Source organism: Variovorax sp. Soil_C_33 (assembly GCF_057656935.1).
This window is the reverse complement of record NZ_JBDGJK010000008.1, coordinates 169684-183395: the sequence shown is the minus strand read 5'-3', so window position 1 is coordinate 183395 and position 13712 is coordinate 169684. Positions and strand designations below refer to the sequence as shown.

At 68.7% G+C, this 13712-nt stretch carries 11 protein-coding genes; 1 reads left to right on the top strand and 10 read right to left on the bottom strand.

The window, feature by feature from the left end; genetic code table 11:
- Nucleotides 1-3: 3 nt before the first annotated feature.
- The 4 genes from AC3A6B_RS14700 to AC3A6B_RS14685 form a co-directional block, all read right to left on the bottom strand.
- Nucleotides 4-1038, bottom strand: a complete 1035-nt coding sequence (locus AC3A6B_RS14700; protein WP_487837427.1) for a DctP family TRAP transporter solute-binding subunit — start codon at nt 1036-1038, stop codon at nt 4-6.
- Nucleotides 1039-1061: 23 nt separating this feature from the next.
- On the bottom strand, nt 1062-2360 hold the full coding sequence (locus tag AC3A6B_RS14695) for a TRAP transporter large permease (RefSeq protein ID WP_487837426.1): 1299 nt from the start codon (nt 2358-2360) through the stop codon (nt 1062-1064).
- Nucleotides 2357-2917, bottom strand: a complete 561-nt coding sequence (locus tag AC3A6B_RS14690) for a TRAP transporter small permease (RefSeq protein ID WP_487837425.1) — start codon at nt 2915-2917, stop codon at nt 2357-2359. The genes AC3A6B_RS14695 and AC3A6B_RS14690 overlap by 4 nt, the downstream gene beginning before the upstream one ends.
- A gap of 110 nt (nt 2918-3027) precedes the next feature.
- Nucleotides 3028-4194, bottom strand: a complete 1167-nt coding sequence (locus AC3A6B_RS14685; protein WP_487837424.1) for an FAD-dependent oxidoreductase — start codon at nt 4192-4194, stop codon at nt 3028-3030.
- Nucleotides 4195-4293: 99 nt separating this feature from the next.
- On the opposite strand from AC3A6B_RS14685, the gene AC3A6B_RS14680 reads away from it, so the two are divergent.
- On the top strand, nt 4294-4866 hold the full coding sequence (locus tag AC3A6B_RS14680; RefSeq protein WP_487837423.1) for a TetR/AcrR family transcriptional regulator: 573 nt from the start codon (nt 4294-4296) through the stop codon (nt 4864-4866).
- Between the two features lie 10 nt (nt 4867-4876).
- Here the strand turns inward: AC3A6B_RS14680 and AC3A6B_RS14675 are convergent, their stop codons facing one another.
- The 6 genes from AC3A6B_RS14675 to AC3A6B_RS14650 all read right to left on the bottom strand — a co-directional run bounded on the left by AC3A6B_RS14675 (nt 4877) and on the right by AC3A6B_RS14650 (nt 13607).
- On the bottom strand, nt 4877-5875 hold the full coding sequence (locus AC3A6B_RS14675) for a Bug family tripartite tricarboxylate transporter substrate binding protein (RefSeq protein WP_487837422.1): 999 nt from the start codon (nt 5873-5875) through the stop codon (nt 4877-4879).
- 27 nt (nt 5876-5902) lie between these two features.
- Complete coding sequence (locus tag AC3A6B_RS14670; protein ID WP_487837421.1) at nt 5903-7816, bottom strand: acyl-CoA synthetase; 1914 nt, start codon at nt 7814-7816, stop codon at nt 5903-5905.
- Complete coding sequence (locus AC3A6B_RS14665) at nt 7813-8952, bottom strand: acyl-CoA dehydrogenase family protein (RefSeq protein WP_487837420.1); 1140 nt, start codon at nt 8950-8952, stop codon at nt 7813-7815. The genes AC3A6B_RS14670 and AC3A6B_RS14665 overlap by 4 nt, the downstream gene beginning before the upstream one ends.
- Nucleotides 8953-8962: 10 nt before the next feature.
- Complete coding sequence (locus AC3A6B_RS14660) at nt 8963-10171, bottom strand: acyl-CoA dehydrogenase family protein (protein ID WP_487837419.1); 1209 nt, start codon at nt 10169-10171, stop codon at nt 8963-8965.
- Between the two features lie 91 nt (nt 10172-10262).
- Nucleotides 10263-11453 (bottom strand): acetyl-CoA C-acyltransferase, encoded by a 1191-nt coding sequence (locus AC3A6B_RS14655; RefSeq protein WP_487837418.1) that lies wholly within the window; start codon nt 11451-11453, stop codon nt 10263-10265.
- Nucleotides 11454-11474: 21 nt separating this feature from the next.
- Nucleotides 11475-13607, bottom strand: a complete 2133-nt coding sequence (locus AC3A6B_RS14650; RefSeq protein WP_487837417.1) for a 3-hydroxyacyl-CoA dehydrogenase NAD-binding domain-containing protein — start codon at nt 13605-13607, stop codon at nt 11475-11477.
- Nucleotides 13608-13712 lie beyond the last annotated feature (105 nt).

Below are 13712 nucleotides of genomic sequence, written 5' to 3'. Positions count from 1 at the left end.
GTGTTATTTTTTTCGGTTCGCAATCGCCTGCTCGGCCTTCGCCACCAGATCGTTGCCGATCGTCGGCTTCCACTTCGCATACACCGGCCGCGTCGCCTTCACGAAGGCCTCGCGCTCGGCCGGCGACAGCTTGGTGACCGTCACGCCGAGCGCGGCGATGTCCTTGAGCAAGGGCTGGTCGGCCTCGACAAGTCCCTTGCGCGCGATGGCGATCTGCTCCTTGCCGGCGTCGATCGCCGCCTGGCGCACGATCGCTTGGTCGGCCGGCGTCCACGAGTTCCACACCTCCTTGTTGACCACGAAGACCAGCGGATCGGCCACGTAGCCCCACATCGTCACGTTCTTCTGGCCCACGGTGTGCAGTTTGGCTGCGGTGAAGATCGACATCGGGTTTTCCTGCCCGTCGACCGCGCCGCTGGCAAAGGCGGGCTGCGCATCGGCCCAGCTCATCTGCGTGGGATTGGCGCCCAGCGCGGTGAAGGTGTCGACGAACAGCGGCGAGCCCACCACGCGGATCTTCAGGCCCTTCAGGTCTTCCGGCGTCTTGATGGGCCGCTTGGAGTTCGTGATCTCGCGGTAGCCATTTTCGCCCCAGGCCAGCGGCACCACGCCGGCCTTCTCGAGCGTCGCGAAGATGTCCTTGCCCACCGGGCCCTGCGTCAGCGCATCCACCGCCGCGTAGTCGGGCATCAGGAAGGGCAGCGAGAACAGGTTGAGCTGCTTGACCTGCGGCGACCAGTTGATGGTCGAGCCGATGGCCATGTCGATCACGCCCTGGCGCAGCGCGCTGAACTCGCGCGTCTGGTCGCCCTGGATCAGCGAGACGCCGGGGTAGAGCTTGATGTTGATGCGGCCCTGGGTTCGCTCGCGAACCAGGTTGGCCCAGATCTCTCCGCCCTTGCCCCAGGGGAAGGCGGTGCCGACCACGAGCGACATCTTGTATTCGGACTTGTAGGTCTGCGCCGGTGTGGCCGCAGAGAAGCCGCCGAGCGTGGCGGCGACGGCCATCAGGCCGAGCAGGGAACGACGGAAGTTCATGGGTCAGTCTCCTTTGGAAAAATCTAATAGCCTAGTTTTCTGGGTAGCCACAGGGCGAGTTCAGGCCAGGCAATCACCGCCACCATCACGAGGAACATCGCAAACAGCATCCAGCCGACCCAGCGCACGGTCTCTTCCATGCGCACGCCGGCGATGCGACACGAGACCATCAGGTTCACCGCCAGCGGCGGCGTGAACTGGCCCAGCGCCACCTTGAGCGTGAGGATGACGCCGAACCACACCGGGTCCCACTTGTAGTACTGCACGATCGGCCACAGCAAGGGCACGAAGATCAGGAAGATCGATACGCCGTCGAGGAACATGCCGACCGTGATGAGCAGCAGGATCAGGAGCGACAGTACGCCGTATTCGCCCAGCCCCGAGTTCACGATCGCGCGGGTGACCGGATCGATCACGCCCAGCGTCGAGAGCGAATAGGCAAAGATGCCCGCGAGCGAGACCACCAGCAGGATCACGGCCGAGAGCTCGCCCGATTCGCGCAGGATCAAAAACAGGTCGCGGACCTTGATCGTGCGGTGGATCGCCATGCCGACGAAGAGCCCGTAGAACACCGCGACCACGGCCGCCTCGGTGGGCGTGAACCAGCCGGCGCGCATGCCGCCGAGGATCAGCACCGGCGCCGCCAGGCCCCACACGGCATCGCGAAAACTCTTCCAGAAGGGCGGGCGCGGCAGGGTGGATTCGAGCGCGCCCATCTTGTGCCTGCGCGCCAGCCACACGGCCGGAACGATCAGCGCGAAGCCGGCCAGCACGCCGGGCACCATGCCGGCGGCGAACAGCGCCGGCACCGAGGCGCCCGGCACCAGCACCGAGTAGACGATGAAGGCCACCGAGGGCGGGATCAGGATGTCGGTGGCCGCGGCCGCGCCGACCACGCTGGCCGAGAAGGCGTTGGGGTAGCCGGCGCGCGACATCGCGCCGATCATCACCGCGCCCACGGCCGCCGCGTTGGCCGGGCCCGAGCCCGATATGCCGCCCAGGAACATCGCAACCACGATCGCCACCAGCGGCAGCATGCCGCTGCCGCGCCCGACGATCGCGATCGCGAAGTTGACGAGGCGCAGCGCCACGCCCGAGCGGTCGAAGATCGAGCCCACCAGCACGAACATCGGGATCGCGAGCAGCGGGTACTTGCCGAGGCCGGCATAGAAGTTCTGCGGCACCGCGAGCAGGCCGAACCATTGCGCGTCGGCATTGGCGAGCCCGATGGCCACCGCGCCCGCGAGGCCGAGCGCCGCGCCGATCGGCACGCCGACCAGCATCATCAGGATGAAGGCGACGAAGAGCAGCGTCGGGATCATTCGCCCGAACCCCCGGCGCGCATCTCGCGGCCGCGCCGGGCGAACAGGCCCAGGGCGCGCAGCCCGATCGCGGAGCAGACGATCGGCAGCCAGATCGAGTACCACCACTGCGGCACGCCGATGCCGGGGGAGGTCTCCTCGAAGCGCCAGTCGTCCCAGACCACGCGCACGCTCAAGCCGGCGATCAGGAAGAACAAGAGCGCCACCATCAGCGCGCCGAACTGCGCGAGCCGCTTGCGCCGCGCCATCGATCCGCCCTCGGCGAAGTACTCGATGCGGATGTGACGGTCGCGCGCCACGGCGGCGGAGCCGGCGACCATGGCCAGCAGGATCATGAGGAAGACCGAGAACTCCTCGGTCCACGCGAAGGAGGAATCGGTGAAATAGCGCACCAGCACATTGGCGAAGGTGATGCAGGCCAGGAGGCCCATGATGATCACCGTGGCCCAGTCCTCGATGGCGAGCGGCACGCGCGTGGGCTCGTCGGCGGCTGCTATTTCGGGGGGAAGAGGGCTGGCGGCGTCCAGCAGAGGGCCGGACTCGGGGGGAGAGGACATCGGGGGGAACGGGTCAGCGGGTCAGCGGCCGGAATTCGACCAGCACGGATCGTAACGATCCATAACCGTTCGCCCCATCGGGGCTTTCCTTAGCCGCTTCCTGGATGGCCCTATCGGTAGACCAGGCCCGAGAGGCGCCACGCGAGCCGCTCGCGGACCATCGGCAAGCGCGACAGCGTGCGCAGCAGGAGGTTGCGCGCGGCCCGCAGCCCCGGGCGGGCCGTCGCCATGCGCGTGAGGCGATCGGCCAGCGCGATCACCTGCTGTGCCACGGGACGCCGCGTGGTGCCGTAGGCATCGAGCGCCGTTTCGTTTCCGGCTAGCGCCTGCCTCAGTGCGCGGGCCAGGGCAATCGCATCGAGGATGCCGACGTTCATGCCCTGGCCGCCGGCCGGGCTGTGCACGTGCGCGGCATCGCCGACCAGCAGCACGCGACCGGAGCGGTATGCATCGGCCAGCTTGTGATGAACCCTGAAGCGCGAGCCCCAGAGCACGTCGTGAACCACGGCCCGCTCGCTCGCCGGGCCGCGCGCGTCCAGCAGGGCCTGCACGTACCCCACATCGGGGTGCTCCGGCGCGTCTGCGACGGTCGCGACGATGCGGTGTGCGCCGTCCGGCAGAGGCGCCACGACGACCATGCCCGCAGGCGAGAAGTAGAGGATCACCTCGTTGCGCGGCACGCCGCCCGTCAGGCGCACGTCGGCCAGAACGAAGGACTCCCCGTAGCTTCCGCCCGTGAAGCCGATGGCAGCGCATTCGCGCACCGTGCTGTGCATGCCGTCGGCACCGACGACGTAGAGTGCCCGCAATTGCGTGCCGTCGTCGAGCGTCGCGGTGGCGCCGGACGCGTCCTGGCGCACGTCGACCAGCACGCGGGGGCGAAGCACCTGGCCGCCCAGTTCGCGCAGCCGCTCGAGCAGCACGCTTTCGGTGACCGCCTGCGAGACCATCAGGGTGTAGGGGAAGCGCGTGGGCAACTGTTCGAAGCCGATCGGCATCAGCACGCGGTCCCGATCGCGAATCGTGAAGCGCTGCGCCTGCAGGCCACGCTCGACCAGCCGCTCGGCGACCTTCAGCGGTTGGAGGACCTCCAGGGTGCGGGCATGAACCACCGCTGCGCGCGAGGTGTTGGCGCCCTCGGCCTGGCGGTCGATCAGCATGATGTTCACGCCGCGAGCGGCCAGCGCGGTGGCCAGCGTGAGTCCGGCGGGCCCTGCACCGACGATGAGGACGTCGGCGTCGAAGGAAGAAGAAGAGGTCGCGGGGATGTCAGTCATGAGGGGCTCCAGAAAGTCAACAGATGTTGGTCAACGTGTGTTGACAATGTAGTGCCGACCTGGAGGTTTGTCAACAAGCGTTGGCCTATACTTGTTGACATGACTGATGAACTCTCCCCACCCGCCCGGCGCTCCGACGCCACCAAGGCCACGATCCTGGCGGCCGCCCGCGCGCAGTTCGCGGCCCTCGGCTACCAGGCGACGACCATTCGCGCGGTCGCAACCGCTGCCGGCATCGATCCGGCCATGGTGATGCGCTACTTCGGCAACAAGGAAGGGCTGTTCGCCGCCGCCGCCGATTTCGACTTGCGCTTGCCGGATCTCGGCGCGGTGCAGCGCGATGCGCTGGGTGCTGCGCTGGTGTCGCACTTCCTGGATCGTTGGGAGGGCGACGAGACGCTGATGGCGCTACTGCGCACCGCGACGACCAACGAGACCGCGGCGGCGCGCATGCAGGCGCTCTTCTCGACGCAGATGGCGCCGTTGATCGCGCGCCTGAGCGGCGACACGCGCGCCGGCGCGGCCGCGCGCGCGGGACTGATCGCGACCCAGATCCTCGGCCTCGCCCTGTGCCGCTATGTGCTGCGGCTGCCGCCGGTGGTCGCGCTCAAGCGGCCGGAGATGGTCCGCCGCATCGGCGCGACCGTGCAGTCCTACCTGTTCGATAGCTGAGGCGCAGCCCTCACTCCAGCTTGGCGCCCGACTGCTTGATCAGCCGCTCCCACACCGGGCGCTCGGCCTTGTAGGCGGCGGCAAAGGCTTCGGGCGAGCTGTCCTTGAGCTCGAAGCCCATGGTCGCGACCTTCTGCTGCACGTCGGGCTGCTGCGTGGCCTTGCGGATCTCGTCGGCGAGCCGCTGCACGATCGGCTTGGGCGTGCCGGCGGGTGCCGCGACCGCCAGCCAGCCGGTCAGGCGATAGGCCTCGTCTTTCAGGCCCTGCTCGGCCAGCGTGGGCACGTTGGGCAGGGTGCTCATGCGGCGTTCGCCGGTCACGCCGATGGCCTTGAGCTTGCCGGCCTCGATGTGCGGCTTGGCCTGCAGCGCGCTCGCGTAGGCCATCTGGATCTGGCCGCCGATCAGGTCTTGCACCATCGGCGCCTCGCCCTTGTAGGCGACGTGGTTCATGTCGGCGTCCTGCGTGAGGCTCATGTGCGCGCCGGCCAGGTGCGGGTAGGCGCCCAGCCCGTAGGAGCCGTAGGCCACTTTGCCCTTGTTGGCGGCCACGTATTTCAGCAGCTCGGGCGCGGTCTTGGCCGGCACGCTCGGGTGCACCACCAGCACCAGCGGGCCCATCGCGACCTGGTAGACCAGCGTCAGGTCGCGCTCCGGGTGGTAGGGCAGCTTCTCGTAGAGGAACTGGTTGGTGAGCAGCGCGTTGGAGAGGGACATCACGATGGTGTAGCCGTCGGGCGCCGCCTTGGCGACCGCGTCGGTGCCGATGATGCCGGCCGCGCCGGGCTTGTTGTCGATCACCACCGGCTGGCCCAAGCCGGCCGAGAGCTTCTCGCCGATCACGCGCGCCAGCACGTCGGTGCCGCCGCCGGCGGCGAAGGGGACGACCATTTTGATCGGCTTGTTCGGGTAGGCGGCCTGCGCGTGCGCGGCGCTGCCCGCGCCCAGCGCGAGTGCCGAGGCCGCGGCGCAGAGCCAGGCGCGGCGGTGCAGGGAATGGGTGTTCATGTGTGTCTCCTGTAGATGTTGTCGGCCTTATCGCAGGACGACCTGCGTCTTGAAGGGCAGACGGCCGAGCGCCTCCGCAAGCCGCGCCTGCAGCGCCGCGGCCTGCGCGCCGGTAGCGGCCGCATCGATCACGACCTGGAGCGCGCTCTCGCCGTCGGCTCGCACCTCGGGCCGTGCAGCGAGGCCGAGCGCTTCGCAGGCCTCGCCGACCAGGGCCTGCGCCACGCGGCGCGCGGCCAGCGCCCGCAGTTCGGGCTTGTAGATCTTGCCGACGTTGGTCATCGGCATGTGCTCGATCACGACCACCGACTTCGGCTTGGCCGGCGCTTCGTCGACGCGCGCGGCGGTGAAGGCCAGCAGCTCGGCCTCGCTCGCCGTCATGCCGGGTACCAGCGTGGCGAAGGCCACCGGCAGCTCGCCGGCATAGGCATCGGGCGCGCCGACCGCGGCGCACAGCTGCACGGCAGGGTGCGCGCCCAGCGCGTCCTCGATGGTCTTGGGGTCGATGTTGTGGCCGCTGCGGATGATCAGGTCCTTGGAGCGGCCGCTCAGGTTGAGCCGCTCCTCGCCGTCGAGCCAGCCGAGGTCGCCGGTGGCGAGCCAGCCGTCGGCCGTGAAGGCCTTGGCCGTGTCGGCCGGATCGACGAAGCCCGAGAACAGGTTGGGTGACTTGAAGAGCACCATGCCCTGCTCGCCTGCCGGCAGCTCGCGATCGCTCGGGTTGCCGTGCTCGTCGAGCGCGACGATGCGCAGCTGCGAATAAGGCAGCCGGAAACCCACGCAGCCTGCCGGCCCGATCACGCCCGGCGGTGTGATGGTCGAGATGCCGGCCATCTCGGTCATGCCCAGGCTCTCGTGCACATGTAGGCCGAACAGGCGCTCGAAGCGCGCCGCCAGCTCGGGCGCGAGTACCGCGGCGCCGGTGCGGCAGTACTTGATCGACGAGATGTCGGCGCCGTTCAGCGGCACATTGGCCAGCGCCGCCAGCACCGTGGGCACGGCAGACAGCGAGGTTGGCCGGTACTTCTCGACCAGACGCCAGTAGTTGGCCAGCACCTGCTTGTTGCGCATCAGTTGCGCGGTCGGAATGATCACCTCGACCCCGGCGGACAGTGCAGACAGCGAAGCCGGCAGCACGCCCGCCACGTGGAACAGCGGGTAGCCGTTGATGGTGACGTCGCTGCTCTTCAATCCTTGCAGCTTCACGCTGGCCCAGGCGGTGAAGACCTGCGCGCCATGGCTGTGGCGCGCCAGCTTGGGCGCGCCGGTGGTGCCGCCGGTGTGGAAGTAGGCGGCGATGTCGCCGGGCGCGATGTCGCGGCCGCTCGCGAGCCGGTCGGCCGGCACGTGCGCGCACATCGCGTTGAAATCGGCCACGCGCTCGGGCAGATCGCCGGCGCTGCCCACGGGCTCGTCGTGCGGCGCCACGCGCAGCACGGTGGTGAGCGTGGGCACCTGGCCGCGCAGGCGCAGCGCCTTCGACCACATGCCCGATTCCTCGTCCGAGCCGTAGGCGATCAACACCTTGGCGCGGCCGGCCGTCATCAGCGAGACCAGCTTCTCGTCGCTGAGCAGCGGGTTGAGCGGCTGCACGATGCCGGCCGCTTCGCCGCCCCACAGCGCCAGGTGGTACTCGAGACAGCCCGGCAGCAGCACGGCCACTGCATCCTCCGGCCCGACACCCAGCGCGTGCAGCATGTTCGCGGTCTGATGGATGCCGGCCAGGAGCTCGGCGTAGGACCAGCGGATCGGCTGGTCGGCCGGATCGGCCGTGCGCAGGAAGGTCAGCGCCGTCTTGTCGCCGAAGGCCGCAGCGGCATTGCGGAAGATCTCGTAGGTGCTGCGCACGGTCAGCGCCTCGGCAAGCGGCGTCTGCTCGAGCCTTCGGACGTCCTCGATGCTGCGGACGGGGAAGGAGGGGCTGAAGGGCGCGGCGTTCATCTGGCCTGCCTGCCGAAGGCGATGAAGCGCTGCAGGTGATGGTCTTCGTCGCCCAGCTGGTGGTCGATCATCACGAGCCGCTTGGCGTAGTGGGCCAGCGGCAGCTCCCAGGTCATGCCGATGCCGCCATGCATCTGGATGCTCTCTTCGGCCACCAGCGCGCCGATGCGGCCGATGCTGGCCTTGGCCGCCGACAGTGCACGCTCGCGCGTGGCGCGGTCGGCATCGTCGATGGCGGCCGCGGCGTTGATCACGGCCGAGCGGGCCTGCTCGATCTCGAGCAGCAGGTCCGCCATGCGATGCTGCAGCGCCTGGAAGCTGCCGATCAGCATGCCGAATTGCTTGCGCGTGCGCAGGTATTCCAGCGTGGCCGCCTTGGCGGCTTCCATCGCGCCCAGGCTTTCGGCACTGAGGGCCAGCACGCCGCGGCCGACGGCGCGTTCCAGCACCGCGTGCCCCTGGCCTTCGGCGCCCACCAGCGCGTCGGCGGGGAGCGTCACGCCGTCCAGCACGACCTCCGCCACGCGGCCGCCGTCGATGGCCGGTGCGCCGCGCACGTAGACGCCCTTGGTCTTCGCGGGCACCAGGTACAGCGAGATGCCGGCTTCGTCATCCGGCGCGCCCGAGCTGCGGGCCGAGACCAGGAACAGATCCGCCTGCTCCCCCTGCGGCACCACGGCCTTGGCGCCGTTCAGCAACCAGCGGTCGCCGCTGCGGTCGGCGCGGGTCTGCACATGTGCCAGTTCGTAGTGGGTGCCGGGCTCGTCGTGCGCAAGCGCCGTGATGGTGCCGCCGCCGATGATCTCGGCCAGCGTTTCCTTCTGCGCCTCGCTGCCGGCGGCTGCGATGGCGTCGCCGACCATGACCGCGCCCAGCAGGGGCTCGACCACCAGGCCGCGGCCCAGCGCCTCGAAGACCACGGCGATGTCGAAGCCGCCGCCGCCGAAGCCGCCGTCCTCTTCGCGGAACAGGGCGCCGATCACGCCGAGCTCGGCGAACTGCTGCCAGATCTCGGTGCTGAAACCCTGGGCCGACTTCGCGATGCGGTCGCGCGTCTCGAAGGCGTACTGCTCGGCGATGAAACGATTCAGGCTGTCGGCGAGCATGCGCCGGTCTTCGGTATGTTCGAAGTTCATGGCAGTTTCCTCACAGGCCCAGGATCATCTTGGAGATGATGTTCTTTTGGATTTCATTGGAGCCGCCGAAGATCGACAGCTTGCGGTTGTTGAAGTACTTGGCCGCCGCGGGCGCCGCGTAGTCCGGGCCGATCGGTACGCCATCGAAGCCCTCTTCGAGCGCCTCGGCGACGAAAGGCCGGGCATAGGGCCCCATCGCGCGCCGGATCAGCGACGAGATTTCCTGCCGGATCTCGGTGCCGCGGATCTTGAGCATCGAGCTCTCTGCGCCCGGCACGCCGCCGCCGGCCACCGCCGCGATCACGCGCAGGTTGGTGGTCAACATGTTCTCCAGGTCGATCTCCACCCGCGCCATGCGCGCGGCGAAGGCCGGGTCTTCCGAGAGCGGCTTGCCGTTCTTCGTCTGCTTCGCGGCCATGGCCTTGAGCTGCTCCAACGCGGCCACCGAGAAGCCGACGCCCGCGATGTTGGTGCGCTCGTAGGTCAGGAGGTACTTGGCGCAGGTCCAGCCCTTGTCTTCCTCGCCCACCAGGTTCTCGGCGGGCACGCGCACGTCGGAGAAGAACACTTCGTTGACCTCGTGTTCGCCGTCGAGCGTGATGATCGGCCGCACCTCGACGCCGGGCGTCTGCATGTCGATCAGGAGAAAGCTGATGCCCTCCTGCTTCTTGGCCTCGCGGTTGGTGCGCACCAGGCAGAAGATCATGTTGGCGTGCTGGCCCAGCGTGGTCCAGGTCTTCTGGCCGTTGACGATGTAGTGATCGCCCTGGGCGTCGGCGCCGCGCACCGCGGAGGTCTTGACCGAGGCGAGGTCGGAGCCCGCGCCGGGCTCCGAGTAGCCCTGGCACCACCAGTCGGAGCCGTCGAGGATGCGCGGCAGCCAGCGGCGCTTCTGCGCCTCGCTACCGTACTTGATCAGCACCGGCCCCAGCATGTTGACGCCGAAGGGCACGATGCGCGGCGCATGGGCCAGCGCGCATTCGTTCTCGAAGATGAACTTTTGGACCGCGGTCCACCCGGGGCCGCCGTACTGCTCGGGCCAGTGGTTGGCGAGCCAGCCGCGCGCGTGGAGGATGGCGTGCCATTCCTCCATGTCGGCCTTGCTCAGGTGCTTGCCGCTCGCCACCTTGTCGGAGAGGCGCTTGGGCAGCTTCTGGTCCAGGAAACTGCACACCTCGTCGCGGAAGGCTTGTTCTTCGGGGGTGAAGTTGAGGTCCATGCTCATGCCTCCCGACGAGCCGCCTCTAGGGACGCATGCGCCCCCTTGGGGGGCAGTGAACGAATGTGAACTTTGGGGGTCATGATCATCCTCAGTAGATTTCGAACAAGCCCGCGGCGCCCATGCCGCCTGCGATGCACATCGTGACGACCGCGTACTTCGCGCCGCGCCGCCTGCCTTCGATCAGCACATGGCCCGTGAGCCGCGCGCCCGTCATGCCGAAGGGGTGGCCGATCGAGATCGCGCCGCCGTCGACATTGAGCCGCTCGGCCGGAATGCCCAGCTGCTGCTGGCAGTAGATGGACTGCGAAGCAAAGGCCTCGTTGAGTTCCCAGAGGTCGATATCGTCGACCTTCAGGCCGTTGCGCGCCAGCAGTTTCGGCACCGCGAACACCGGGCCGATGCCCATCTCGTCGGGCTCGCAGCCCGCGATCGCGAGGCCGCGGAAGGCGCCCAGCGGCTGGAGATTGGCGCGCTCGGCGTCCTTGGCTTCCATCAGCACGCAGGCCGAGGCGCCGTCGGAGAGCTGCGAGGCATTGCCGGCGGTCACGAACTTGTCCGCGCCCATCACCGGCTGCAGCTTGGCCAGCGCCTCGTAGGTGGTGCCGCGGCGGTTGCAGGTGTCGACGTCGATCGTCACCTCGCGCTGGCTCACTTCCTTGGTGTCCTTGTCGGTCACGGCCATGGTGGTGGTGCAGGCCACGATCTCTTCCTTGTAGCGGCCCGCGAGCTGCGCCTCCTCGGTCTTGCGCTGGCTCTCGGCCGAGAAGCGGTCCTGCGCCTCGCGGCCGATGCCGTAGCGCTGGGCGACGATGTCGGCGGTCTCGATCATCGCCATGTAGAGTGCGGGCTTGTGCTCGACGATCCACGGGTCCATGCCGGAGTCGCCGCTGTCGGTGGCGCTGCGGGTGCGGATCTGCGAGATGCTCTCCACGCCGCCCGCGATCATGGCCGGCGCGCCCTCGACCACGATGCGGCCCGCCGCCATCGCGATCGCCTGCAGGCCCGAGGCGCAGAAACGGTTGACGGTGGTGCCGGCGATCGTGATCGGCAGCCCGGCGCGCACGATGCTCTGGCGCGCGACGTTGCGGCCGGTGGTGCCTTCGGGGTAGCCGCAGCCGAGGATGGCGTCCTCGATCAAGGCGGGGTCGATACCCGAGCGCTCGACCGCGGCGCGCACCGCGAAGGCGGCCAGCGTGGGGCCGGGCGTGATGTTGAACTCGCCACGGTGTGCCTTGGTGAGCGGCGTGCGGGCGGTGGAAACGATGACGGCTTCGCGCATGGTGTTGGTCTCCTGCTTCGCTTACTCGGATTGATTGAGGCTCGAGAAATCGGCGCCGCGTTCGACCAGTTCGACCAACAGCGGCGAGGGCTGCCAGAACAGCGGGTCTTCCTTGGCGAATTCGCGGATATCGGCCAGCACCTTCGCCAGGCCCACCGTGTCGGCGTATTTCATCGGCCCGCCGCGATGGCGCGGAAAGCCGTAGCCGTAGAGGAAGGTCACGTCCACGTCGAGCGGGCGCAGCGCGATGCGCTGGTGCACGACGTTGGCGCCCTCGTTGATCATCGCGGCCATGTAGCGGCGCATGATTTCGTCGTCGGTGAAGGGGCGCGGCGTGATGCCTGCGCGCCGGCGCTCGGCATCGATGATGGCCTCGACCTCCGGGTCCGGCGTGCCGGCGCGCGCGCCTTCTGGGTACAGGTAGTAGCCGCGGCCGGTCTTCTGGCCGAACCAGCCGCGCTCGCAGATGCGGTCGGCGATCTGCACGTAGCGCGCCTTCGGGTCGCGGGTGGCGGCCTTGCGCTTGCGCGTAGCCCAGCCGATGTCGCCGCCGGCCAGGTCCGACACCTGGAACGGGCCCATCGGGTAGCCGAAGTCGCGCACTGCCTTGTCGATCTGGTAGGGCGAGGCGCCGTCTTCCATCATGTGGTCGGCCGCCTGGCGGTACACCGCGAGGATGCGGTTGCCGATGAAGCCGTCGCACACGCCGGCACGCACCGGCGTCTTCTTCAGCTTCTTCGCCAGCTCGAAGCCGGTGGCCACCACGTCGGCGCTGACCTTCGCCGGCACCACGATCTCCAGGAGCTTCATGATGTTGGCCGGCGAGAAGAAGTGCAGGCCCAGCACATCGGCCGGACGCGAGGTGCTAGCCGCGATCTCGTCGATGTCGAGGTAGGAGGTATTGGTGGCGAGCACAGCGCCCTTCTTGCAGACGCGGTCGAGCTCGGCGAAGACGGCCTTCTTGACCGTCATGTCCTCGAACACGGCCTCGACCACCAGGTCGGGCTGGGCGAGGGCGTCGTAGGCGGTCGAGCCTGAGAAGCGCGCCATCACCGCGGCCTTGGCCTCGGCCGTCATGCGGCCCTTCTGGATCAGGCCGTCGTAGACCTTCTCGACGTGCGCGCGGCCGCGCGCGAGGCTGGGCTCATCGCGTTCGATCATCGTGACGGGCAGTCCTGCATCGAGCATCGCCACCGCGATGCCGGCGCCCATGGTGCCGCCGCCGACGATGCCGCAGGATTCGATGGCGCGCGGTTTCGCGGCCTTGGTCTCGGGCGCCTTCAGCACTTCGCGTTCGGCGAAGAAGGCATGGATCAGGCCGGCGCGCTGCGGGCTCTCGATGCATTGCAGGAAAAGCTTGCGCTCGAGCGCCATACCTTCGTCGAAGGGCAGCGCGAGCGCGGCCTCGGTGGCTTCGATGATCTTCATCGGCGAGAAGAGGCCGCGGCTTTTCTTGGCGGTGTCTGCGCGCACGGCTTCGAGCGCGGCGCGCTGGGCGTCCTTGTCGGCCAATGCCTGGCTCGCATCGCGCGTGCGGCGCACCGGCGCCTTGGCCGCGACCAGTTCCTGCGCGTAGGCCAGGCCTTCGGCGCGTGCATCGACGCCTTCGCCCAGGCGATCGATCAGGCCGAGCGCCAGCGCTTCCTTGGCCCCCGCGTGGCGGCCGCTCAGCATCAGGTCCAGCGCGGCCTTCACGCCAATCAGGCGTGGCGCGCGCTGCGTGCCGCCGGAGCCGGGCATCAGGCCCAGCTGCACTTCCGGCAGGCCCAGCTTGGCGGAAGGCACGGCCAGGCGGTAGTGCGCCGAAAGAGCGATCTCCAGACCGCCGCCGAGCGCGGCGCCATGGATCGCGGCCAGCACCGGCTTGCTGCAGTTCTCGATGCGGCTGCACACCTCGGGCAGCGAGGGCGGCTGCGGCGGCTTGCCGAATTCGCGAATGTCGGCGCCGGCGATGAAGTTGCGGCCGGCGCCCAAAAGCAGCACGGCGGCCACGGCAGCATCGGCCTCGGCGGCGTCGATGGCGGCCACCAGGCCGCGGCGCACGTCCACGCCGAGGGCGTTGACGGGCGGGTTGTCGATGGTCACGACCAGCACATCGGCCTGGCGCTGGAAGCGGACGGGATCAGACGCGGGAAGGATGTCGGTGGTGGCCATGGTCTTTGTCTCCGGGTGAACCCAGCATTCTTGGCCCGGCTCGCCGCTTTGACAATTGCATGAGCGGTTGACAGACTGTCAAAGAATATTTGACACAATGCGCGC

Excerpts from the sequence above, each read along its gene's own strand:
- AC3A6B_RS14700 (WP_487837427.1), bottom strand. The coding sequence starts at position 1,038 with ATGAACTTCCGTCGTTCCCTGCTCGGCCTGATGGCCGTCGCCGCCACG.
- AC3A6B_RS14695 (WP_487837426.1), bottom strand. The coding sequence starts at position 2,360 with ATGATCCCGACGCTGCTCTTCGTCGCCTTCATCCTGATGATGCTGGTC.
- AC3A6B_RS14690 (WP_487837425.1), bottom strand. The coding sequence starts at position 2,917 with ATGTCCTCTCCCCCCGAGTCCGGCCCTCTGCTGGACGCCGCCAGCCCT.
- AC3A6B_RS14685 (WP_487837424.1), bottom strand. The coding sequence starts at position 4,194 with ATGACTGACATCCCCGCGACCTCTTCTTCTTCCTTCGACGCCGACGTC.
- AC3A6B_RS14680 (WP_487837423.1), top strand. The coding sequence starts at position 4,294 with ATGACTGATGAACTCTCCCCACCCGCCCGGCGCTCCGACGCCACCAAG.
- AC3A6B_RS14675 (WP_487837422.1), bottom strand. The coding sequence starts at position 5,875 with ATGAACACCCATTCCCTGCACCGCCGCGCCTGGCTCTGCGCCGCGGCC.
- AC3A6B_RS14670 (WP_487837421.1), bottom strand. The coding sequence starts at position 7,816 with ATGAACGCCGCGCCCTTCAGCCCCTCCTTCCCCGTCCGCAGCATCGAG.
- AC3A6B_RS14665 (WP_487837420.1), bottom strand. The coding sequence starts at position 8,952 with ATGAACTTCGAACATACCGAAGACCGGCGCATGCTCGCCGACAGCCTG.
- AC3A6B_RS14660 (WP_487837419.1), bottom strand. The coding sequence starts at position 10,171 with ATGGACCTCAACTTCACCCCCGAAGAACAAGCCTTCCGCGACGAGGTG.
- AC3A6B_RS14655 (WP_487837418.1), bottom strand. The coding sequence starts at position 11,453 with ATGCGCGAAGCCGTCATCGTTTCCACCGCCCGCACGCCGCTCACCAAG.
- AC3A6B_RS14650 (WP_487837417.1), bottom strand. The coding sequence starts at position 13,607 with ATGGCCACCACCGACATCCTTCCCGCGTCTGATCCCGTCCGCTTCCAG.